Raw genomic sequence first — 21,258 nt, forward strand, 5'->3', positions numbered from 1 at the left:
GATAAGGGTGAGGTGCTCATGAGTAACGATTATCTATGTAAAGCGGAAAAGCTCTGCAAAACGTTCGATTCCACGGTAGCGCTTTCGAATGTCGATATTGCGGTTAAAAAAGGGGAAATTCATGGACTGATCGGGGAAAACGGATCGGGGAAATCGACAATGTCGTCTATTTTTGCGGGGATTCAAAAAGCCGACAGCGGAACCATGTATCTAGAAGGAAAGGCATACAGCCCGACCGACACCATAGACGCGATGAATCGGGGGGTGAGCATGGTCGTTCAGGAACAGAATACGATCGGAAAGATCACCGTGGCCGCCAATATCTTTTTCGGCAAAGAAGCCTTGTTCGCAAAAGCGGGCTTTCTCAATGTCAAGAAAATGAACCAGGAGGCGCAGAAAGCCCTTGAATCCGTCGGTGTTTTCCACATTAAGCCGCGGGAAAATATTGACAAGCTGACTTTTGAAGACAGAAAACTGGTGGAACTGGCCCGCGCGTTTTATACCACGCCGAAGCTTTGGATCGTTGACGAAACCTCAACCGCCTTAACCGTCAACGGGCGTGACATTCTGTATAAATTGATGGAGAAACAGCGGGAAAGCGGCGGATCGGTGCTGTTTATTTCTCACGATATCGATGAGATTATGCGGATCTGCGATTCTCTTACCATCCTTCGCGACGGCGTCGTCACCGCGAAACTGGAGAAAAAAGATTTCAGCTCCGACACCATCAAGACTCTCATGATCGGACGTGACGTTTCAGGGCATTATTACCGGGAAGACAGTGGGGATGAAAGCTGCGGGGATATCGTGCTGGAAGCTGAGAATGTTTCGACGAAAGTCCTGAAAAACATATCGCTCTCCCTCCACAAGGGAGAGATTCTGGGGGTCGGAGGCCTGAGCGACTGTGGAATGCATGACTTGGGGAAAGTGCTGTTCGGATTAATAAAGCCGGATTCCGGGCGGGTCCTCAAGGGCGGAAGGCTCAAGGTTAGAAACGCGGCGTGGGCGGTGAAGGAAGGGATCGCCTATGTGTCGAAAAACCGAGACCGAGAATCCCTGATGACCATCTGCAGCATTAAGGATAATATCTGCCTGCCTTCTCTCAGGGATATCTCAAAGCATTATTTAATAACCAAAAAGAGCGAGAATGAACTAGCCGAAAAATGGTCCGGAAATCTCGAGGTCAAAGCCGGATCCATCAATGAGTACTGCAATGAGCTGAGCGGCGGAAACAAGCAAAAGGTCGTCCTCGCGAAATGGCTCGCAAAGGGATCGGACATCATGATTCTTGACTGCCCGACGCGCGGAATTGACGTTGGCGCAAAAGCCTCCATTTATCATCTGATCGAAGAGCTGAAAAAAAGTGGAAAATCCATTGTGCTGATTTCGGAAGAGCTCCCAGAACTGATCGGCATGAGCGACCGCATCGTGACGCTGCAGGACGGGAAAATTTCGGGTGAGTTTTACAGGACTGAGGGCTTGTCGGAAGCGAAATTGATTAAAAAAATGATATGAGGAAAGACTGATGGATAAAATTGTTGCTCAATTCAGCAGAAAAAAGAAATTGAACATGAGGGAAACCGTACGAAATTACTTCTCCTTAATCGGGCTTCTCATTGTAGCTGTGGTTTTTGAGATTCTGACAGAGGGCAACCTGCTCCAACCGCGAAACCTGATGAACATCTTCAACAATTTTTTCAGCATAGGTCTGGGAGCAATGGGCGTCGTTTTTCTCATGTCGCTTGGAGAGCTGGACCTCTCGGTGGGCGCAATCGCCGGTTTGTCCGCCGCGCTTGCCGCCTATGCGGCTCAGATCAGCCTGGTCCTGATCCTGCCCGTCGCCATTCTGACAGGAATCGCAATTGGATTGCTTAACGGCGTGATGATCGCGAGACTTCGGGTGGAATCCTTCATCGGCACATTGGCAATGTCCTTTGTGGCAAGAGGAATTACGACCTGGCTGTTAAACGGCTCGGTCGGCATCCCCATATCCCTGCGCGTCTTTGACCAGAATTCCGTCAAGATTTTCGTTTTCGTCGCGCTTCTTGCCGTATTGTTCCTTCTTTTCGAGTTTTCTCCTTACGGCAAACAATGCAGGTCCGTGGGCGCGTCGGTGGATGCGGCAAGGCAATCCGGCGTCAAAGTTGAAAAAGTTCGCACCATGGCGTTTATGATCTCCGGTCTGATGTGCGGTCTGGTCGGCTTTTTCAGTCTTGTCCGCACCTGCACGGCTTCTTCAAAAACGGGCAACGCCTTTGAATTTGATGTGCTTCTGGCCGTCCTTTTCGGGGGAATGCCTTTGACGGGCGGCTGGCCGGTCAAGTTCAGAGCCGCGATTTTAGGAAGCATCGCCATGTCGGTTATGAAAAACGGAATGTCCCTCATGGGAATCGACGGACTGACCCAGCAGATTGTCGAAGGCGTGATCCTGATCGCGATCGTCGTCATCGCATTCGACCGCAAGAGCGCGAACGTAATTAAGTAATCAACAAGATTAATATCTTGTTGATGATAAATGCTAATTGGATGATTAACGGGAGGTAAAAAATGAAAAAGGTACTGTCAATGATCCTGGCGCTTACTCTGACCGTCAGCATGTTTGCCGGCTGCTCAAGCAATACGGGAACTTCCAGCGGAGCTTCCTCCGCACCGGGCACGGCCTCATCCGGACAAGCCCCAAAGGAATTCAAGATCGGGTTTCCTTGGGCGACTTCATCAACAGACCCAACCTTTGTTTCCATTGTAACCAACGTCAAAGCCGCCGTTGAATCGGCGGGCGGCGAACTGGTCCTTGTTGAAAGCGACCTTACCGCCGATTCCCTTGTAAACAACGTTTCCGACCTCATCAGCCGCGGAGTCAACGGCATCATATTCATGCCGGCATCCGACTCGATGCTCCCGACGGTGGACCGCATGTGCTCCGACGCCGGCGTATATTATTCGACGATGTTCCGCACGATCAGCGACTCGACGATCCGCGATCAGATCTACAGCTCCAAGTATTTCGCCGGCGGATGCAATGAGGACGACGAAGAATGTGCTTACAACATCACAAAGACCCTCGCAAGCCAGGGTGTCAAAAATCTTTGCGTCATCAACATTGCAAAGGGCGACACCTCCTCTGACCTGCGTGACAGCGGCGTCGCCAAGGGGATCAAGGAAACCGGAATCAAGCTGCTCAACACCACCTACGGCATCACGGTCCAGACCGATATGACAAAGACCATCGAAAGCTATATTGCCGCGTACCCCGAGATGGACGGAATCCTGATTGCGGGAACTTACTGCCCTGCGGCTCTTCCGACCATTGAAAAAGCCCTGTCGGACCATAAGCTCGCAGGGAAAATCAAGGTGGGCAGAATCGACTTTGATTTTACCATGGGCCAATACTTCGCGGACAAGTCCTTCAACGTCGCATATGGAGGCCAGCAGCAAATCGACCCTCTGCTATCAACCGTGATCCTGGTCAACTCGGTCATCGGAACTCCGATTGTCAAGGACAAGCCGTTTAACCTTGTCACGAACTACCTCGAACTCACTTCCAAGTCGGAGGCAGACGATTTCCTCACCTATTTCCTGGGCGACACCCCTGTTTATACGTCCGATGAAATCAAGAAAAGCCTGATCAAATTTTACGATCCCAGCATTAGCGAAGACACATTCAAGAAAACAGTCGACAGCTTTACGGTGGCCGACGTGGCGGCAAGGCACAAGGATCTTGTAAAGAAATAAAGCATCTTTCGCCGATAAAAACGGTTTCACGCAGGGCGGGGCGCCGCAAAACGCCTTTGCCCTGTCTGAAAACCGGAAAGCCTTTTGCACCGAACTACTTTATGAGGATACGAACTGAGATGAAAACGACTCTGTTAAAAGATTTGAAAGCTTTACTTCTGCCCATCATCGTATATTGCGTGTTCCTGGCAATCTCTTTTGAAAGATTCAGCAATCTCAACGGTATTTATACGATTTTTCTTCAATCTATTATTCCGACCATGACCGCATACGCGGTCGCCTTTGGCTATATGTGCGGTATTTTTGACTTTACAATCGGTTCGCGTATTATCATAAGCGGTCTGATTGGAGGAATTATGTCTTCCTGGTTTGGACTGCCGGGACTGATTATCGGCTGCCTGGTTGCAAGCTTGGTCCTTTCTGCGGTTACAGGCATTTTAAACTGGGTCTGCAGAATCCCTTCCCTGATTTTGACGATGGCCCTGACAATGATCTATGAGATCGTCGGGAAAAATATTGCTGGAAAATTCAGCTTTATCAGCATCGACTACCAGCACGCCGTGCTGGGAGCTTCTCCCTATATTGTTTATGTACTTATTTTTGCAACGATTATATTTTATTTCCTGTTCAGTTTTACAAAATTCAGTTACCATATGAGAGCTGTCGGAAGTGACGAGGCCGTTGCGAAAAACACGGGGATCAAAACCCAATTTGTCAAATTTATGTCGTTTGTGATAGGTGGTATTTTTATAGCAATCGCGGCCATCCTGACCATCAGCCAGTCCGGCTCAATGGGAGCCCAGACTGGTCTTGGCAGTGCGACCCTGATCTTTAAGCCGCTGATGGGCATTATGATTGCGATCGTTCTGCAGCCACTTTGCAATATAACCTTTGGAATCCTGATCAGCCAGCTGACGCTCAACACGATCTTTATCGGACTGATTGCAGCCGGTCTGCCGGATACGTTCCAGAATATCTCTCTCGGCTTCTTCCTGCTTGTGGTTATGATTATTTCCAACAACGTCGGAGGCTCCAAAAATCTGCTGACAAAGCTTCACGCTCCGTTTGTAACCCGTGCAGAGACAGCAGCCGCGGGGTCGCAAACGAAAGGAGAATAAACAATGACTTTTCCCAAACTTTCAAAAGAAGAAATGACAGCGCGTCTTGCGCCTCCCTCGGGCAAGATCCGAATGGTTCTCGACACCGATACCTATAACGAAGTGGACGACCAGTTCGCTTTGTCATATGCATTAATGTCACCCGAAAAGCTTTCAGTGGAAGCGGTTTATGCGGCCCCGTTCTCCGGCACGTTCTTTGCCAGACTTCTGAACAAAGACGATGTCACAGTCCCTATGACTTTTGACCTTGCAGAAGGTTTGGAGCAGAGTTATCAGGAGATCATTAAAATTTTTGGAATGCTTGACCAGTCTCCGGAGGGCAAGGTATTCCGCGGCTCTTCGGAGTATATGAAAAACCCCGATCAGCCTGTTTACAGCGATGCGGCACGCGACCTGGTTAAAAGAGCTATGGCAAGCGATGATATTCTCTATGTCGTTGCAATCGGTGAAATCACTAACATCGCATCCGCAATCCTCATGGAACCGGAAATTATCAAAAAAATTATTATCGTCTGGCTGGGCGGCCATCCTCTTTACTGGCCTCACACTGTCGAATTCAACATTGGTCAGGACCCGATCGCTTCCCAAATTATTTTTAACAGTGGCGTTCCGCTTGTTCTGGTTCCCTGTATGGCGGTAGCATCCAACCTTACAACCACCGCAGCGGAACTTAGAGAAAACCTGATGGGAAAAAGCAGAATAGGCTCTTATTTATCCGATATCGTCATCCGTCAACTCAGTCCGCAGAATGCCGCTAACATGCTCAATCTTTTTCGGCTCACTTATCTGAAGGGCACGGACGATTACAGGCAGAGTACCGAAGAAGGTGTTCCGTTTGGCGCGATGTCTCCATCCAGGATCATCTGGGACATTTCTACAATCGGATATATGATCAATCCCATTTGGTGCCCTTCAACGCTTGTACCATCCCCGATCCTGACCGATGATCTTAGATGGGAAATGGATCCGTGCCGACACCTCATGCGAATCTGTAACTTTGTGTATCGTGACGGAGTCTTTGGGGACATGTTTGCAAAACTTAGTAAGGCGCCGAAATAAATAAGGACTAAGGATACACTGAAAAAATATCCTTTTGAAAACTGGTCTTTTCGGGCCTTCGGCGTGCCTAAAAGTTAAAAGCTTTCTGATTTGGGCGCAGTTCACCCGCAAACAGCGCCGGTTGGCCTGCGCCATCCGCCCGATGTGGAAACACCGATATCTTCGACCGGTTGGAAGTGGAACGGAAATTCAGCCTTGCCAACCGTAAACGCGGATTGGGGCTGAATTTCCTTTTTGATTGCTTTTACTTCCCCCTTCCGGAAAAAACGGTCCTTGTTCAGTTGACGTTATATAGCCATGATCAATTTACTGCTTTTCTTCCAATTTTTTGTTTTAGCACTGTTACTCCGGAGTATATTCCGATCAGCACAATGAAGATTTCCAGCCGCCCCAGCAGCATACCAAACATTTCGACGACCAATGTTCCCGTACCTGTGGCAGGTGTGGTTAAGCCGATAGAAAGTCCTACTGTGCCAAGAGCGGATGCAAACTCAAACATTGCCTCGACCAGCGAACACTTGGCCGTCACAGTGAGAAGCAATGTTCCGGAGATAAAAAGCCCGAGATAACAGGCTACAAAACCGGTTGTGTCAGATATCAAAGCGGAATCGATGGGCGTTTTTCCCTGGGCTCTGGTATAATAAGACGCTTCTACGCTTCTTGGCGGCAGGAGACGTTTTTTGATGTTTTGCGTGGTAATACGCAGCATAAGATAGACGCGGGACATCTTGATTCCTCCGGCTGTGGAACCGATTCCGCCTCCGATCAGCATCATCAGAATAAGGACGCCAACGGCAAGAGAGGGCCAGGATGTGTAACTCATGGTGGAGTATCCCGTTGTGGAAAGTGCGGAGGAGACATCAAACAGAGCGTGGCGCAGTCCCTCTCCAAGCCCCATATGGAGTCCGTTCATCAGGGAAAAAGCGGTGATCGGAATAAAAAGCAGGAGCAGCAGGAACATAAACTTTAACTCGCTGACCCGGAAAGCCCGTTTCCATTTGCCCGTTACCATCAACTGAAGAACCGCAAAATTTGTTGTTCCAATCAGCATAAGAACGACGGTGATAATCTCAATGGGAAAGCTGTTATATTCTCCAATGCTGTTCAGTTTTGTTGAAAAACCGCCGGTCGACAGCGCGCACATCGTATGGTTGATTGCATCGAACAATCCCATTCCGGCGATGACGTAAGCCGCCGTGCCTATAAATAAAAAAGCGTTATACATCAGGCAAATCGTTTGTGCCGTTTTTTTCAGGTTAGGCATAAGCTTGTCGGGATGGCCCTCGGCATTGTAAAGATTCATGGACTGTTTATCCTGAACGAGCATAATCATCATCATCACAAAGCCCAGGCCGCCGCAGAATTGCATAAAGCTCCGGTGAAACAGAAAAATATGCGGGGGTTGCCGACACGTCCATCACGGAAAGGCCGGTGGTTGTCCATCCGCTGACCGCTTCAAACAACGCCTGAACGAGTGCCAACTGCTTGCTGATAACAAAGGGAAACGCGCCAAACACAATGCCCCACCCCCATGCGAAAAGCACAGTCAGGCTACTGCGCTGCATGGAGGAGCGCCATTCAAATTTTGCGTCGTTCTTTTTCCCGATCAGACAGGCTGTTATGCCTGCCGCGATGGAGGCAAGAGAAGGCAGCGCAAACGAAGCTGCGTAGACCGCATCCTGCGGATAAAACGGCAGAACAATTAACGGCGCGGCAACGAGCAGGCCAATCAAAAGCATGAGTTTTCCGATACTGCTGCGATTTGAAAATTTGCGAATCAAGCTGCTTCACCGTCCCGTCAATTCCTGAATTGCCGCCATTTCCTGCTTGTCTGAGGAAATCAGGACGAGCATATCACCTGCCAGAATGCGAGTGTCTCCTCTTGGCACCATGGTCATATCCCCCCGAAGGATACAGCCGATAACGACCTGTTTCGGGAGGTTAATTTCCCATAGCTTTTTACCCACGGCCGGCGCAGTACCCGGAATGGGTACTTCGGCAATACTGACACGTCCTTCTCCGATGGGAACCAGGGTCGCGATTTTGTCCATGAAAGTCTGCTGTTCAATAATACCGGTAATGGCGGAAATCGCGCAGACGACGCTGTCAATCCCCATTTTGTAAAAGAAATCTGTCTTTTTCGGATCTGTGAGAAGCGCAACGGTTTTCTTTACATGGAATTTCTTTTTACAAAGCTCACAGACGACCAGATTATCCTCGTCCTTCGAGGTCAGCGCAATTGCAATATCAGCGTCGCCTGCATTGGCGTCTTCCAGAACAAACGGCCTTGTGCCGTCTCCGTTGATGACCGTCAGCTTTTCAACTTCAGCCAGTTTCATACAATCCTCATATGTATCGTTAATCACCGTTACATGATATCCCTTATTGATTAGAGAAGAAGCCAGGGATTTTGCCTTGTTTCTTCCTCCAATCAGCAACACTCTTGTTTTCATGCTTCTCCCTCCTGAGAATTGGCCGTAGACAGATCTGTTTTTGCTAAAATCTTATCAATTTCCTTGGCGGACAAAATAGCAGGGCAGATTGTATCGATCTCGAACTCACGATAAACGCATTCTCGTTCAGGATCATAAAGTCTGGCTATCACACGATCAATCTGAAATAATTCACGGGCTATTTGCGCTACCATGATGTTTGCGTTGTCATTATTTGTTACAGCAACAACAACGTCCGCTTTATTGATCTGGGCTTCCTGTAAGACTCCAAGATCCGTGGCGTCTCCGACTACTGTAAGCCCTCCATAGGAAGGCGACAGTTTGCGGAATGCGTCCTTGTTTTTATCAATAATCAGGACGTTACCGTCTTCGTCAGAGAGCGCATTCGCAAGATTTGCACCCAGCCTGCCGCAGCCGATCACGACGGTATAACGCTTGTTTACCTCTGTGTTTCCAAACGGTTTCATTTGCAATCTCTCCTGTCTACATGGCCAATGCCACGTTCATCATAATGGATCCTATACTGATCGTGCATTTCCTCCGGACAATCGCTTTCATCATACGCATAACTGCCATGTGAGAAGAAGGTCCCGAAGCTGTCGAGGTTTTGCCTTGCCGGCAGGTATGTGGGGTCAAGCGCCCAGGCGGCGCGAAACTGCTTCATTGCCGCAGGATGATCCCCCTGCTTTTCAAGCACTATGCCAAGCAGATTGTGTGGCTCCGGAGCATTCGGATATTTTTCCGCAGCACCGAAAATCAGCGTTTTGCATTTTTGAAACTCGCCATTATCTGCAAATGCTTTGACCGCATGACAAAGCGCTGTCAGTTCTTTTTTGCGCTCTGTTAGTTCCTGAGTCTTCATCGCAGCCAAGACCTCCTTCTCTTTTATTAAAACCAGCCCATAATGAATCCCAGCGGCAGCGCGATCAAATACACTGCCGCAGCGACGGCCAGAAGAGTGAAAAGCGGACCTCCAACAAAAACCGTGAGGAATGCGGCAAATGGGTGCAGCTTCATAAAATTTGAAATGTATGTATCTACTTTAGACTTGCTTCGGGCAGTTGCCTCAAATGTTTTCATAAATCAAAGCCTCCTTTGAAGCCTCATGGTTTCGTTGCAGTGTTATCTTAGCGCTTATCCTGTGACTTGGGTGTGAGAGGATACCGTTTTCTGTGAGAAAGCTGTGAGAAACAGAAAGGCCGCCTTGGGAATATCCCAAAGCGGCTGCTGTATTCCATCTACTCATCCACGAGCCGATAACCTACGCCTATCTCAGTTAATATATACCGTGGCCTGGCAGGGTTTTTCTCAATTTTTCTCCTGAGCCCCGCCATCAGCGCCCGAAGCGCCTGCGTATCCGTACCATATCCAACGCCATAAATCTCCTTTAAAATATATTTTGTCGTCAGTACTTTCCCGATGTTGTTAAAAAACAGGGCCAAAAGATCATATTCCATCGGTGTAACATGTAATTCCGCATCATCCAGATAAATCAATCGCTTGTCAAAGTCGATCTTCAGCTTTCCCACAGAAAGAATTGACTGCGTTTTGCTGCTTTCAATTTTATGCAGATGGCGAAGCGCAACGCGGATACGGGCCATAAGTTCCATGGCTGAAAACGGTTTTGTCAGATAGTCGTCCGCTCCACCGTCCAATGCCGCGGCCTTCTCTTTATCCTGATCGCGAGCCGAAACAACGATAATCGGCATCTCGGACCATTCGCGGACTTTTTTGATTACTTCCATGCCATCGAAATCCGGTAAGCCGAGGTCTAGCAGCATCAAATCAATCTGTCCGGATACAAGCTGAGAAAGTGCGTTCTGCGCTGTACCGGCCGTTGTGTAGGAAAAGCCCTCCTGCTTCAGCGCATAGCAGATGAAATTCCGGATTTGCGTGTCATCCTCCACAACGAGAATCTGTTCATTTCTGTTCAACACTGTTTTTCACCTCCATAGGCAGCGTAAACACAAACTCCGCGCCCGGTCCGTCATGCCTGTTATGGGCCGTAATCATTCCCCCGTGCGCCGATATGACAGATTTGCAAATGGCAAGCCCCAGGCCGACGCCGCGCAGTGCGTCGGCCCCTTTTGTGCGAGTCGTGTAAAACATTTCAAAGATATGAGGCAGATCTTCCTCCGCAATTCCTGTTCCACGATCCGCGACAGTAAAAACGGCAGATGCCTTATTTCTATCTTCTTGAACGCAAACCTCGACCTCTCCATTTGGCGGTGTGTGCTTTATGGCATTATCAATGAGGTTGACCAATGTCTGCTCAATCAGCCTTGCATCCATCGGAACAAGCAACACCTCGTCGGGAATCCGCACAACGATCTCATGCTCCGGTTCTCTCTTTGAAAAGGCCGCAACCGCAACTCCTACTACTTCCTCGACCGCTTCCGGTTGCTTATCCAGGATGAGCTTACCATCCTGAAGGCGTGTCAAATTGAGGATGTTTTCCACCATGGAGTGAAGCCAATCGGCATCCTTATAGATGTCTAAAGCCAGAGTGTAGCGTTCATCCTCTTTTTCGGTCATACCCATCAGCATTTCAGATGTGCCCATAATGCCGGAAAGAGGAGTGCGGAGATCATGAGAAATTGCGCGCAGAAGGTTCCCGCGATACCGCTCCTGCTCCGTTTCTTCCCTTGACTTCTGTTGCTCCTGCGCACTGCGGAAACGATCCATGGCAAGCGCGGCGCTTTCAATCATAGAGCGCAAAAGGCGCTTCTGCGGCTCGCTCATGGAAACGGCGATTTCTACAGGTATTCTCAGAACGCCCAGGATGGCTTCTCTGCCGTAAATCGGCCAATCATAAAACTCATCGCCTACATCATAAGCGGTTCGCAAACCTTCCATACGGTGTTTTAGTTCAGCGGTGTCCTCCACCTTACGCCGAACCTGTTTTCCCGCACACTGCTGTTGAACAAAGCTCTGTTCGGGTTGGCCTCTTTCGTCAAAGCAAAGGCAGGCGGCGCGGCAGTTCATAATGCTGCTGATCGTATCCGTAGTAATGCTGGCGATATCGGATACGTCTGAGGCGTCGGTCAGCCGATTGGTCAGCTGAAACAAAGCGCTCGTTTCAGCTTCTTTTTCCTGTGCTTCCAGAGCATTTTTCTTCACCTTGGAAGTCAGGGTGCTGGTAATAAATGCAGTTATTGTCATAATTACAAAAGTGATTAAGTAACTTGGATCATTAACGGAAAGCGTGTAGTATGGTTTGGTAAAAAAATAGTTGAATGTGCAGGTGGCAATGACTGATGCAACAATTCCATAAACGTATCCCCGAGTCAATCGAGCGGTTAACAGGATCGACAGAAGATAAACAATCACCACGTTTGTTTCAGGAAAGCCGGCATAGCGGAATAGCCATCCGATCCCTGTTGCGGAGGCAATTGTTCCAATTGTGATCAGCACGTAGCGAAAGCTGTTGATTAGTTCTCTACTTTTGAAGGTTGTCACTTTTCCTGTCTCCCCGCGTGCGGCAGTCAATCGGTTTTTCCGCTTTGATTGGAACAAGCCAAAGATTTCCTTTTTTTATAGCGCCGAGAATCCGCCCGGCTGTGCAGTAATAATTTACCATCCGGCTTGTGATTCCCCATTTTTCTCCTGCTTCCTTAACCGTCATATAATCCATGATCCATCACCTCATGAGAATTTGCAATCATTATATTTCATTTTCTCGAAATATGCAAGCAAACAAATGAGATTTGAGGATTTCGGTCAGCCGGGTACCAAGAGGCAAAGTGGTCTGCCGACGGAAATTGTTCCAGGACAATTCCAACTTCGGCGACGACAGAATTTCCGGCTGATGACATATTCGGTACTGTGCTCATGAAAAAAGACTTCCTTCCAGACTTGATTCATTCTTGTCTGAAAGAAAGTCTCCTGTAAAGTCTTGCTGCATTTTATTGATTTCCCTCTTGACTTTGCTAAGCAGGCTTTGTTTGGCGGGAAGTACGCATCTAAATAACATTTAGCTGTTGTATTTTCTGTTTAACCTGTCAAGTATCAAAAGTGACAAACATGCGCAGATAAACAGACTCAAAATACTTGTTATCATCTGAGGCAAGGTCGATTCATAATAGCCGGACACGCAAAAAGCAGCGGTTACGGGATAGATAAAGCGGGCCGTGTTCTGCATCCCGACGAACAGCCCTGCGAAAGAGTAAACCTCCGCAAATATCAGGGCAATCCAATATCCTTTTTTTAAGACCGCAACAATGGCAATAATCGGTGATATGGCGAAAAACAGGCAGATACCCTGCAAAAGATAAATTTTCAGGAAATTCAAGACAGCTGCCGATTTCAGCAGAGAAAAGTGCAGAGCTGCTTCTGTCGAAAAAGTAATGATAAACAAAAACGCATAAAGCAGCACGCTCATGAACGCGGCTAGAACCAGTTTCGCGCCGACAAGTCTTGAGAGCTTGACCGGAATCAATCGAAGAGATTTCATTGTATCGCCCTGTTCCTCCCGGCAAATCATATAGCTTCCCATGAGGGCGATGATTGCCGGCAGGACGAATATGCTTCCCAGTGACTGCGCGGCAGTCATGAACCATCCGGGTTCGTCCACGTATCTATGGCCCTGAAACAGAAACTGGCCCTGCATATACACAATCACGGATACCATGACCGCCGAAAACAGAGCGATCCATATTATTTTTGAACGGCGGAGTTTCATCCTTTCCGCCCATAATAATGTTTTCATATTGTCCGCCTCACTGTCTTTTCCTAAGAGTGACATCCGCGCAGATGATCGAAGCAATGCTCCATATTCCAATGCACAGAAACGCACTTTTTAGATCAATCGGCTGTTTCATCACGATGTCGGGCATATCCTTTATAACAATAGCCGTCATGCCCGACAGCGGATGAACGTACATATTCACCATCAGCAGAATAAAACCGAGAAACGTATAAACCAAGGTTACGCATATCGGCAGGATATACCCCTTCTGTGAAGCGGCGACCGCGAGGACGGGAAGCATCGCAAAGGGGGCCAGCGCACCGATTTCAAAGCACTTCAGAAATAGATAAGAAACACTGTCGGCGGTTAACGGTATCGTTCCGGGCAGTATTCCTGCCAGAATGGAACATACCGCCGTTATCATCATAAAGAGGACGGAATACAGAAATACGATCACGAATTTACTCAGGAAATACCCCAATTTGCTGATGGGAATAATCCATAGCTGTTTGAGCATATCGTTTTGATTTTCATCGTATAGAAGCATTGTTCCGAGAATTCCCAACACAGCCGGCAGAATGATCCACGACGTATAAGAGTAAGCCGACCACTTGTAAAACTGCATTGGAGTGATATCGGCCTTTTTTGCCGCGCCAAAATAAAATACCGCCAGCAGTGGCATCAGCAGGGAGGAAATCAACATAAGAAAGATGAAATTCTTCCGCCGGAGTTTCAGAAATTCCGTTTGAATTAAATTAAGCAATGCCTTCCCCTCCGGTAACTCTTTTGAAATAATCCTCCAGGGTGTCGTTGCAGAGCTGGGAACTGATCACCGAAATGTCTTCAAGCATCAGCGCTTTGTTGACTGCCGCCATATCAAGAAAAGTATCAAAAAGATGCAGCGTGTGGGCGTCCTGCACCGAATAGTTTTTGGTATGAAATTTGCGTTCCAATATTAAGGAAGCTTTGGCGGTATCGGAAACCTGAAGCAGAATGTATTTCCCATTCTTCTTTTTTAGTGCGGCCATGCTGTTTTCTTCCAGTAAAACGCCGTTGTTGATGATTCCAATGTCATCCGCAAGCAGTGAAATTTCCGAGAGAATATGGCTGGAAATTAAAATCGTCTTCCCACGCTCCACACTCAGGTCTTTGATAAAACTTCGAACTTCGGCTATGCCAATCGGATCAAGACCGTTTGTAGGTTCGTCCAGTATCAGCAATTCGGGATCATGCAGAATGGCATTTGCAATACCGAGGCGCTGTTTCATGCCGAGCGAATATTTGCTGAAAGTCTTTTTATCCCGATAGGGCAACCCTACGACTTCAAGGGCTTCTTGTACCGCACGGGGCTTCGTCGTCCCGCGCAGCTTTGCAAATATCTCCAGATTCTCCGTTCCCGTAAGATTCGGATAAAATCCTGGCGTTTCGATGATCGCTCCGATCCGGGGATAAATTTGTTTCTCGTTTCCCTTGACGTTCTTGCCAAATAGATCCGCTTCACCGGAAGTGATGGACACAAGGCCCAAAATCATTTTCATAATTGTGGTTTTGCCCGCGCCGTTGCGACCCAAAAGGCCGTAGATACGGCCCTTGCGGACATGAAGGTCAACACGGTTGACGGCCGTCTGCTCGCCGTAAACTTTCGTAATCTGCTTTGTTTCAATAACAGCATCGTTCATATGAAACCTCACTCTCCTCAATTGTTTTGCCTTTGCGTCTTCTGCGCTTGAGTTTTTGTAATTCAGTCTGGATTGTCGTTCCCATGGCTTGTCTCCCTTCCGTCTTCCAGTATATCGCTGAAACCTTGCCAAAACCTTGCCGGAACCTTGTTCTTTTCTTGTTTTAGGTAGAAGGAAAGCCCTGCGCGTCACAGGGCTTTCGGAAATACTATTGTGAATTTTGCGCCGCCTTCCGGTGGTCTATCCGCTTCTATTTTCCCGCCATGGATCATGACAAGTTCTTTTACAATGGACAGGCCAAGACCATTGCCACCCGCTGTACGGGATTCATCACACTGATAAAGCCTTTCAAAAATATGCGGCAGATCTTTTGGAGAAATCCCTTTTCCGTTATCCTGAACGATAATTAGCGCCTGTTTGTCATTTTCCAGAATGCTGACGGTCACATTGCTTGCTTCGCTGTGAACCAGCGTGTTCTGAAGAAGGTTATTGAGAATCCGGGTATAAGCATTCCTGTCAAGCCGGAGGATATACTCCGTTTCGGGAATCGAAATTTCATATCCGATTTTCCTGTCTTCCAACGCCGGTATCCAGTCGGCCAGAATATCTCGGGAAAGCTCGTTTAAATCGCAGTTCTCAAATTGAAATTTCTGTTCCTTTGCGTCCAGTTTTACCCACTCGAATAAATCTTCCACAAAGTCCTTCAAGTGATGGGCTTTATCCAAGGCCACGCCGATATATTCTTCTTTTTCTTCCCCAATTACCACTTTTCCCTGAATGGCTTCCAGATAACCAACCAGTGAGGTCAACGGGGTTTTGACGTCGTGGGACAAACCTGTCATCAGGCGTTTGTATGCTTGTTCCGCTTCCTTTAACCGGATAAGCTGTGCCTGATCGTTTGCGGCAATTTCGTTGATACTGTAGCAGATGGATTTCGTCATATCGTTCTTTCTTGTGAGAATCCGTCGGTTCAGATTTCCGGTTTGAATGTCTTTTAGAGCGTTTTCAATGATGTTTAATTGTTCCTGCACACGACATAGCCTTGTAACAAGGAAGATGACAGCGCAGCCAAAGGTGCAGGAGAGAACAAGAAAAAACAATGTCCAGTTCATGGACTACGCCTCCTTGTTGAACCGATAGCCGACGCCGTGGACGGTCAGAATATAAAAAGGATGATCGGCGTCAGGCTCGATTTTTTTACGCAGCTTACTAATAAAGGACATGATGTTGTTGTCATCATAAGCATATTCGCCGTTCCAAACCTGTGTATAAATCTGCTTTTTGGTAAAGACGCGGCCTTTGCTGGTCGCAAGGAAAAGAAGCAAGTCAAACTCTTTGCCGGTCAGGTCAATCTGTTCTCCATTCACACAGACCGTTCGGTTGCTTTTGTCGATGACCATATTTTTAAGATTCATCGTATCTTCCTGCAAAGGCTGATTGAATACGGTGTAACGCCGTATCAGAGAATCAATCCGCGCCATCAGTTCATGAATGCTGAACGGTTTTGTCAAATAATCGTCCGCTCCGAGTCGCAGCCCCGTTACTTTGTCAATTTCGTCGCCTTTTGCGGTCAGCATGAGAACCGGGACCGTACTGCTTTTCCGAATTTCAGACAAAACATCCAAGCCGCTCATTTCCGGCAGCATGACGTCCAGAACAATCAGTTGATGGTTCCCTTGCTTGACCATATTTAAGCCGTCAATACCCGAATGGGCAAGTTCGGCTGATACGTTTTCTTTTTCGGCGCACTTTTTTATCAACCGGCACAGTTCCTTGTCATCATCGACAACCAAAATAGAGTGTTCCATGCTTTCACCGCCTTTCCTTCAATTATATTTCCATAGATTCTATCATTCAAGTTACAAAGATAGCTGGATTCATGAAAATTCTCCGCTTTGTATGGGATACTCTGCCGTTCCATTCTTCATTGGTTGATTCATATGGTCTCATGTGTTCCAGTTTACAAAATTCCTCTTTTTTATGCAACTTTTAATTTACAACAACGCCTTACAAACTAAAGTTTGATACAATTGAACGACTTTTGAGTGCTACATTTGACTGCAAGAGTTTCAATTTGGAAAAATTTCAGATTACAACAGTTCAGGCACCGCGGGCTTATGCTGCTTGCTTTTTGCCCTTGTTTTTGGACGTCGCAACTCCATCTTTATAGCCTTTTGTGCAAAGCAGCATAGCAACTGACAAAGCTGTCATAAGAAGCAGAATACCGATTTCCGCCGAAAGATTAAAGTTGTGCGAGCCATCTCCCGTAAATTTAATAATTCCAAGTCCAGCGGTAATAGGGTAGTAATCCGTCAACGCTCTGCCTGCGATAAAAATGCCGCAAAAGCCGTAAACGAACGCTAATCCAGTCCCGGCAAGATACCCGTTTTGTTTTCGGCTGAAAAATATAATAATTGGTAACACGGCCAGATAACAACAAAGTCCTAACCCAACGAGTTGAAAGAGCGATTTTACTACAAGCGCCGGCAACATGTTTTCATGACAGAATAGCATTCCCAGGACAAATGTACATAGAAAGCTAAATAAGCCGTACAGAACGGTAACAATACCAACCACAATCACTTTTCCCGTCAGCAATTTACGGAATGGAATAGGTACCGTCAACATATTTTTCAACGTATGGTCAACGTACTCACGGTTTATGATATAACCTCCTATCAGAACAATCATAAACGGGAAAGCTAAACTGAAGTTGTTCCATATGACACTGTTCGTATAACTCTCATACGTAAGCGTTCCATTACCGCCGGTTTGCTGAAAAGCTGCTAAAAGTGCTGAAAATGCCACCGCCACAATGCCGATCCAACGAACACTGTAGCGTTTGAGCTTTTGAAGTTCCGTGATAATAATATTAATCATTGTGTAAGTTCCCTCCTAATCTTCCTGCTTTTTGTATGAAATTGAAATAAGCGGCATTGATATTGCCGCTATTAAAAACAATATGCCCGCACAGACAGGTGTGGATAACATATATGGTTTTCTTATTGCAAAGTATTCCGGAGAAAGTCCACTCCAATAGGACGACCACCAACGCATAATAACCGGGCCGGGCAAAATGTTAATAAATATACTGTTTGGGGCAAAACTCATCATATTCAGCGCTATGCCAAAATTGAGCACAGAGTAAAGGAATGCAATTATGATGGAGAAAATATAGCTTTTGTTAAAACAGACAATAAGAATCACCACGGGAAGGACTGAAACAAACAGCATAATGCCAAGAATGACACTTAGTCCTAACTTAAAAGCAACTCCTTCCACAGCGCCCACAACCAGTCCCCCGATGATTGTAGCTCCTAAGCCGGCCATGGAATATAATACGGCAACAATCAAAAGCACAGCCAGCTTTGCTGCTGCAAGTTTGGTTTTGGGAACCGGAACGGTCATCAGGTTTTTCAGCATGTCGCTGTCCCTTTCCATAAAGAACAGGACGCATGCCGCTACACTCAGTACGCATGGCAAAAGCAGAAAATTTCCGAACGTAACGACCAGCTTAAAAAGCTGTTCAAAATGCAGACTGTCTTTTGCTACCAATACGGTCAGGGGGATAGGAAAGAGACAGGCTGCCAATATAGAAAGCAGAATAAATCGCTGCCGTTTGATTTTGGCAAATTCGCATAGGATTAAATCAAGCAATTCCCTCACCTCCGGTGACCTGTTTGAAGTAATCTTCCAAGGTATCGTTTTGGGTATGCGCTTCTGAAACATTAAGACCGCTTTCTATCCATTTACGTGTAATAGCAGCTACGTCTATCTCTGTATCATAAAGCCGCAAATTACGGTCGTCATCAATATGAAAATTGGAAGTATGAAAGTCAGCCTCTAAAATCCGAGAGGCCTGGGACGTGTCCGTAACAATGAAATGAACATATCTGCTGTTTTTCTTCTCTAGTTCTTCCAATCCCTCTTCTTCCAGTAAAACACCGTGATCGATGATGCCAATGTCATCCGCTAACAAAGCCATTTCTGATAGGATATGACTGGAAATTAAAATCGTTTTACCCTGTTCTGCGCTAAGCCGTTTTATGAAATCACGGACTTCCACAATACCGATTGGGTCAAGTCCGTTGATGGGTTCATCCAAAATTAGAAGCTCCGGATCATGCAAAATGGCATTTGCGATGCCAAGCCGTTGTTTCATACCAAGCGAATACTGTGAGAACAGTTTTTTGTCCATATACGGCAGCCCCACCACAGCCAATGCGTTCTTAACGGCATTTGGGTTGGGCACTCCACGGAGTCTCGCCATAATCTTAAGATTTTCCGTCCCTGTGAGGTTAGGATAAAAGCCCGGTGATTCAATCAGGTTGCCAATTCGGGAAAGAATTTTCTTTTCATTCGTACAAATACTTTTCCCGAAAATACGCACTTCGCCAGATGTAGGACTTGTCAGCCCCAACAGCATTTTCATAGTTGTAGTTTTTCCTGCGCCGTTGCGTCCTAACAGACCGTAAATTCTGCCTTTCTTTACATGGATGCTTAAATTGGCAACACTTTTTTGTTCCCCATACTGCTTTGTCAAATTATTAGTTTCAATTACAAAATCACTCAAGATGTAAAACCCTCCTGTCATTTTTATAAATCCAATGTTATCCCCTCAACCTTGCATAAACCTTGAATGAACCTTGAATGAACCTTGAATGAACCTTGAATCTTATAGAGAAGTAAAAAAACCTGCCTTTCAGCAGGTTTTCTCATGAGCCAGCGGGAATTGCACGATAAATTCTGTTTGTTGATACGGTTCGCTTTGAACTGAAATCGAACCGCCCATCTTTTCCACAAGCTGCTGCACAATGGACAGCCCTAAGCCGCTCCCTTTTTTGAGAGCGTGCCGTATCACATTTATAAAGCCGCTCAAAAACATGCGGCAAATCCTGTTTGGAAATCCCCTTACCATCGTCTGCAACAGCGACCATTACATTGGCAGCAAGGAGAGAAACTTTAATTTTGACGTGGGTTGCTCTACTATGGGAGATTACATTCTGAATTAGATTATTTATAATACGGGTATAGGCATCTGTATCCAAATTGACTTTGATGCGTTTTTCCGGGATCTTTATATCGAAATCAAGTCGGTTGTTCTCAAAAATTGGGATCCAGTCTTTCAGTAGGTTTCTGGTAAGTTCTGCAAGCTCTACCTCCCGAATAGTAAAAGTTTCTTCATTGGAGTTCAGTTTAAACCATTCAAACAACACATCTACATAGTCTTTCATATCATGTGCCCTCAATCGGGCCGTTTCTATATATTCTTCCCGTTCCGCACCGACTACAATGCCTTTCTGCGCCGCGTCTAAATATCCAATCAGAGTTGTCAGCGGAGTACGCACATCATGGGAAAGACTTGTCATCAATTGACTGTTGGTTTTCTCCGCTTTTTTTAATTCAATGACCTGTTCTCGAAACTCATGAACAATATCATTCATTTTATAACAGATCATAGAAGTCATATCGCTGGGTTTTGCCAGTATTTTTCGATTACTGTTGCCTTGTGCAATGTCGTCCAGTGTTTCTGAGATATCATTCAGCTTCAACTTGACATTGTGTGCTTTGCGATAGAGTAGCATCGTTGAAATGACAGCAGCAACGGCAATAACCAACACGGCCACAAACAACGGAAACTTTATATCGATTCCGTCCATCATTATACCTCCTGACTAAAGCGGTAGCCTACGCCTTTCACTGTTTGAATATAAGTTGGATTATTGGGGTCAGGCTCTATCTGTTTTCGCAATTTGCTAATATATCCCATGATATTATTATCATCATAGGCATATGGCTCCTGCCATATTTCTTCATATATTTGCTGTTTGGTCAAAATCCTTCCTTGATTTCTGGCAAGGTAGCAGAGAATGTCAAATTCCTTTGCATGAAGCTCAACTTGCGAATCTCCAATGTGAACAATCCGGGCGTCCAAGTCGATCGTAAGCTTCTGAAAGGAAAGCAGGTGAGATTCTTTATCGGAGCCATTGAAAGTGGTATATCTGCGAATTAAAGATAAGACACGGGCAATAAATTCTTCGACATCAAAAGGCTTCGTCAGATAATCGTCAGCTCCGGAACGCAGACCGTTTACTTTGTCGGTATTGGCAGCTTTCGCTGTAAGCATCAGTACGGGGACGGCGCTCATTTCCCTTATTTTTTCAAGTACCTGAAATCCGTCCATTCCAGGCAGCATAACATCCAGAACAATAAGCTGATAGCTGCCTTTTGCCGCCATGTCCAAACCAGCCGTGCCAGTATAAGCAAGATCAGCTATGAGTCTTTCCTTTTCCACACATTTTTTAAGTAAATGACATAATCCCATGTCATCATCAATAATTAATATATTATTTTGCATTTTACGACCCCTATCATTTATCGCTTTATGGCTTTCTTCTTGCAGCAGAAGGCTTTTCTGCATCTTTTGGTATCGTCCATGCATGACCGAACCGGACAACTCCTTTTATTCGATTTTCCCCACAAAGATCCGTATCCTGCGTTCTGAGATACCCCATTTACCGCTGCCTGAA

23 protein-coding genes and 1 pseudogene are annotated in these 21,258 nt (G+C 46.5%); 5 read left to right on the plus strand and 19 right to left on the minus strand.

What is annotated here, in order from left to right; genetic code table 11:
- Window positions 1–18: 18 nt before the first annotated feature.
- The 5 genes from HCR03_RS05920 to HCR03_RS05940 all read left to right on the plus strand — a co-directional run bounded on the left by HCR03_RS05920 (window position 19) and on the right by HCR03_RS05940 (window position 5,909).
- Complete coding sequence (locus tag HCR03_RS05920; protein WP_156989910.1) at window positions 19–1,515, plus strand: sugar ABC transporter ATP-binding protein; 1,497 nt, start codon at window positions 19–21, stop codon at window positions 1,513–1,515.
- Window positions 1,516–1,525: 10 nt separating this feature from the next.
- Window positions 1,526–2,485: an ABC transporter permease gene (locus HCR03_RS05925; protein WP_187037095.1), complete on the plus strand. Its 960-nt coding sequence runs from the start codon at window positions 1,526–1,528 to the stop codon at window positions 2,483–2,485.
- Window positions 2,486–2,547: 62 nt separating this feature from the next.
- Window positions 2,548–3,732, plus strand: coding sequence for a sugar ABC transporter substrate-binding protein (locus HCR03_RS05930; protein ID WP_066647383.1), 1,185 nt, complete (start codon window positions 2,548–2,550; stop codon window positions 3,730–3,732).
- Between the two features lie 119 nt (window positions 3,733–3,851).
- Window positions 3,852–4,850, plus strand: a complete 999-nt coding sequence (locus HCR03_RS05935; RefSeq protein WP_066647380.1) for an ABC transporter permease — start codon at window positions 3,852–3,854, stop codon at window positions 4,848–4,850.
- A 3-nt stretch (window positions 4,851–4,853) separates the two neighbouring features.
- Window positions 4,854–5,909 (plus strand): nucleoside hydrolase, encoded by a 1,056-nt coding sequence (locus HCR03_RS05940; protein WP_156989911.1) that lies wholly within the window; start codon window positions 4,854–4,856, stop codon window positions 5,907–5,909.
- Window positions 5,910–6,210: 301 nt separating this feature from the next.
- Here the strand turns inward: HCR03_RS05940 and HCR03_RS05945 are convergent, their stop codons facing one another.
- The 19 genes and pseudogenes from HCR03_RS05945 to HCR03_RS06030 all read right to left on the minus strand — a co-directional run bounded on the left by HCR03_RS05945 (window position 6,211) and on the right by HCR03_RS06030 (window position 21,086).
- Window positions 6,211–7,248: a TrkH family potassium uptake protein gene (locus HCR03_RS05945; protein WP_267459236.1), complete on the minus strand. Its 1,038-nt coding sequence runs from the start codon at window positions 7,246–7,248 to the stop codon at window positions 6,211–6,213.
- Window positions 7,220–7,648, minus strand: a complete 429-nt coding sequence (locus HCR03_RS19695) for a hypothetical protein (RefSeq protein WP_228725120.1) — start codon at window positions 7,646–7,648, stop codon at window positions 7,220–7,222. Before HCR03_RS19695 ends, HCR03_RS05945 begins: the two co-directional genes overlap by 29 nt.
- A gap of 48 nt (window positions 7,649–7,696) precedes the next feature.
- Window positions 7,697–8,362, minus strand: coding sequence for a potassium channel family protein (locus HCR03_RS05950; RefSeq protein WP_156989913.1), 666 nt, complete (start codon window positions 8,360–8,362; stop codon window positions 7,697–7,699).
- Window positions 8,359–8,829, minus strand: a complete 471-nt coding sequence (locus HCR03_RS05955; protein WP_066647374.1) for a potassium channel family protein — start codon at window positions 8,827–8,829, stop codon at window positions 8,359–8,361. Before HCR03_RS05955 ends, HCR03_RS05950 begins: the two co-directional genes overlap by 4 nt.
- A complete protein-coding gene (locus tag HCR03_RS05960) occupies window positions 8,826–9,224 on the minus strand; it encodes a tetratricopeptide repeat protein (RefSeq protein ID WP_066647372.1) in 399 nt (132 codons plus the stop codon). Before HCR03_RS05960 ends, HCR03_RS05955 begins: the two co-directional genes overlap by 4 nt.
- A 26-nt stretch (window positions 9,225–9,250) precedes the next feature.
- Window positions 9,251–9,442, minus strand: coding sequence for a hypothetical protein (locus HCR03_RS05965; protein ID WP_066647369.1), 192 nt, complete (start codon window positions 9,440–9,442; stop codon window positions 9,251–9,253).
- Window positions 9,443–9,600: 158 nt separating this feature from the next.
- Window positions 9,601–10,296 (minus strand): response regulator, encoded by a 696-nt coding sequence (locus HCR03_RS05970; RefSeq protein WP_407926856.1) that lies wholly within the window; start codon window positions 10,294–10,296, stop codon window positions 9,601–9,603.
- On the minus strand, window positions 10,283–11,821 hold the full coding sequence (locus HCR03_RS05975) for a DUF4118 domain-containing protein (RefSeq protein ID WP_066647357.1): 1,539 nt from the start codon (window positions 11,819–11,821) through the stop codon (window positions 10,283–10,285). Before HCR03_RS05975 ends, HCR03_RS05970 begins: the two co-directional genes overlap by 14 nt.
- Window positions 11,802–11,996 carry a DNA-binding protein gene (locus HCR03_RS05980; RefSeq protein ID WP_187037096.1) on the minus strand — a complete coding sequence of 65 codons (195 nt, stop codon included), beginning with the start codon at window positions 11,994–11,996 and terminating at the stop codon, window positions 11,802–11,804. Before HCR03_RS05980 ends, HCR03_RS05975 begins: the two co-directional genes overlap by 20 nt.
- A gap of 339 nt (window positions 11,997–12,335) precedes the next feature.
- Window positions 12,336–13,070: an ABC transporter permease gene (locus HCR03_RS05985; protein ID WP_066647353.1), complete on the minus strand. Its 735-nt coding sequence runs from the start codon at window positions 13,068–13,070 to the stop codon at window positions 12,336–12,338.
- Between the two features lie 10 nt (window positions 13,071–13,080).
- Entirely contained in the window at window positions 13,081–13,812 is a 732-nt protein-coding gene (locus HCR03_RS05990) for an ABC transporter permease (RefSeq protein WP_187037098.1), read from the minus strand.
- Complete coding sequence (locus HCR03_RS05995; protein ID WP_066647347.1) at window positions 13,805–14,728, minus strand: ABC transporter ATP-binding protein; 924 nt, start codon at window positions 14,726–14,728, stop codon at window positions 13,805–13,807. Before HCR03_RS05995 ends, HCR03_RS05990 begins: the two co-directional genes overlap by 8 nt.
- Before the next feature lie 188 nt (window positions 14,729–14,916).
- Window positions 14,917–15,840 carry a sensor histidine kinase gene (locus tag HCR03_RS06000; RefSeq protein WP_187037100.1) on the minus strand — a complete coding sequence of 308 codons (924 nt, stop codon included), beginning with the start codon at window positions 15,838–15,840 and terminating at the stop codon, window positions 14,917–14,919.
- Window positions 15,841–15,843: 3 nt separating this feature from the next.
- Window positions 15,844–16,536 (minus strand): response regulator transcription factor, encoded by a 693-nt coding sequence (locus tag HCR03_RS06005; protein ID WP_066647343.1) that lies wholly within the window; start codon window positions 16,534–16,536, stop codon window positions 15,844–15,846.
- A gap of 307 nt (window positions 16,537–16,843) precedes the next feature.
- Window positions 16,844–17,608: an ABC transporter permease gene (locus tag HCR03_RS06010; protein WP_156989920.1), complete on the minus strand. Its 765-nt coding sequence runs from the start codon at window positions 17,606–17,608 to the stop codon at window positions 16,844–16,846.
- A 15-nt stretch (window positions 17,609–17,623) separates the two neighbouring features.
- A complete protein-coding gene (locus HCR03_RS06015) occupies window positions 17,624–18,385 on the minus strand; it encodes an ABC transporter permease (RefSeq protein WP_066647341.1) in 762 nt (253 codons plus the stop codon).
- The gene (locus HCR03_RS06020; protein ID WP_066647340.1) at window positions 18,378–19,301 is read right to left on the minus strand and encodes an ABC transporter ATP-binding protein; all 924 of its coding nucleotides are present in this window, start codon (window positions 19,299–19,301) and stop codon (window positions 18,378–18,380) included. Before HCR03_RS06020 ends, HCR03_RS06015 begins: the two co-directional genes overlap by 8 nt.
- A gap of 129 nt (window positions 19,302–19,430) precedes the next feature.
- A pseudogene (locus tag HCR03_RS06025) lies at window positions 19,431–20,388 on the minus strand (sensor histidine kinase).
- A 2-nt stretch (window positions 20,389–20,390) separates the two neighbouring features.
- The gene (locus HCR03_RS06030; RefSeq protein WP_187038027.1) at window positions 20,391–21,086 is read right to left on the minus strand and encodes a response regulator transcription factor; all 696 of its coding nucleotides are present in this window, start codon (window positions 21,084–21,086) and stop codon (window positions 20,391–20,393) included.
- Window positions 21,087–21,258: the final 172 nt, after the last annotated feature.

It is taken from the genome of Caproicibacter fermentans, assembly GCF_014303955.1.
Taxonomy (GTDB): Bacteria; Bacillota; Clostridia; order Oscillospirales; family Acutalibacteraceae; genus Caproicibacter; species Caproicibacter fermentans.

Bases quoted from the DNA above. Each gene is read 5' to 3' on its own strand.
- HCR03_RS05920 (WP_156989910.1), top strand. From the start codon at position 19: ATGAGTAACGATTATCTATGTAAAGCGGAAAAGCTCTGCAAAACGTTC.
- HCR03_RS05925 (WP_187037095.1), top strand. From the start codon at position 1,526: ATGGATAAAATTGTTGCTCAATTCAGCAGAAAAAAGAAATTGAACATG.
- HCR03_RS05930 (WP_066647383.1), top strand. From the start codon at position 2,548: ATGAAAAAGGTACTGTCAATGATCCTGGCGCTTACTCTGACCGTCAGC.
- HCR03_RS05935 (WP_066647380.1), top strand. From the start codon at position 3,852: ATGAAAACGACTCTGTTAAAAGATTTGAAAGCTTTACTTCTGCCCATC.
- HCR03_RS05940 (WP_156989911.1), top strand. From the start codon at position 4,854: ATGACTTTTCCCAAACTTTCAAAAGAAGAAATGACAGCGCGTCTTGCG.
- HCR03_RS05945 (WP_267459236.1), bottom strand. From the start codon at position 7,248: ATGATGATGATTATGCTCGTTCAGGATAAACAGTCCATGAATCTTTAC.
- HCR03_RS19695 (WP_228725120.1), bottom strand. From the start codon at position 7,648: ATGCTTTTGATTGGCCTGCTCGTTGCCGCGCCGTTAATTGTTCTGCCG.
- HCR03_RS05950 (WP_156989913.1), bottom strand. From the start codon at position 8,362: ATGAAAACAAGAGTGTTGCTGATTGGAGGAAGAAACAAGGCAAAATCC.
- HCR03_RS05955 (WP_066647374.1), bottom strand. From the start codon at position 8,829: ATGAAACCGTTTGGAAACACAGAGGTAAACAAGCGTTATACCGTCGTG.
- HCR03_RS05960 (WP_066647372.1), bottom strand. From the start codon at position 9,224: ATGAAGACTCAGGAACTAACAGAGCGCAAAAAAGAACTGACAGCGCTT.
- HCR03_RS05965 (WP_066647369.1), bottom strand. From the start codon at position 9,442: ATGAAAACATTTGAGGCAACTGCCCGAAGCAAGTCTAAAGTAGATACA.
- HCR03_RS05980 (WP_187037096.1), bottom strand. From the start codon at position 11,996: ATGGATTATATGACGGTTAAGGAAGCAGGAGAAAAATGGGGAATCACA.
- HCR03_RS05985 (WP_066647353.1), bottom strand. From the start codon at position 13,070: ATGAAAACATTATTATGGGCGGAAAGGATGAAACTCCGCCGTTCAAAA.
- HCR03_RS05995 (WP_066647347.1), bottom strand. From the start codon at position 14,728: ATGAACGATGCTGTTATTGAAACAAAGCAGATTACGAAAGTTTACGGC.
- HCR03_RS06000 (WP_187037100.1), bottom strand. From the start codon at position 15,840: ATGAACTGGACATTGTTTTTTCTTGTTCTCTCCTGCACCTTTGGCTGC.
- HCR03_RS06005 (WP_066647343.1), bottom strand. From the start codon at position 16,536: ATGGAACACTCTATTTTGGTTGTCGATGATGACAAGGAACTGTGCCGG.
- HCR03_RS06010 (WP_156989920.1), bottom strand. From the start codon at position 17,608: ATGATTAATATTATTATCACGGAACTTCAAAAGCTCAAACGCTACAGT.
- HCR03_RS06030 (WP_187038027.1), bottom strand. From the start codon at position 21,086: ATGCAAAATAATATATTAATTATTGATGATGACATGGGATTATGTCAT.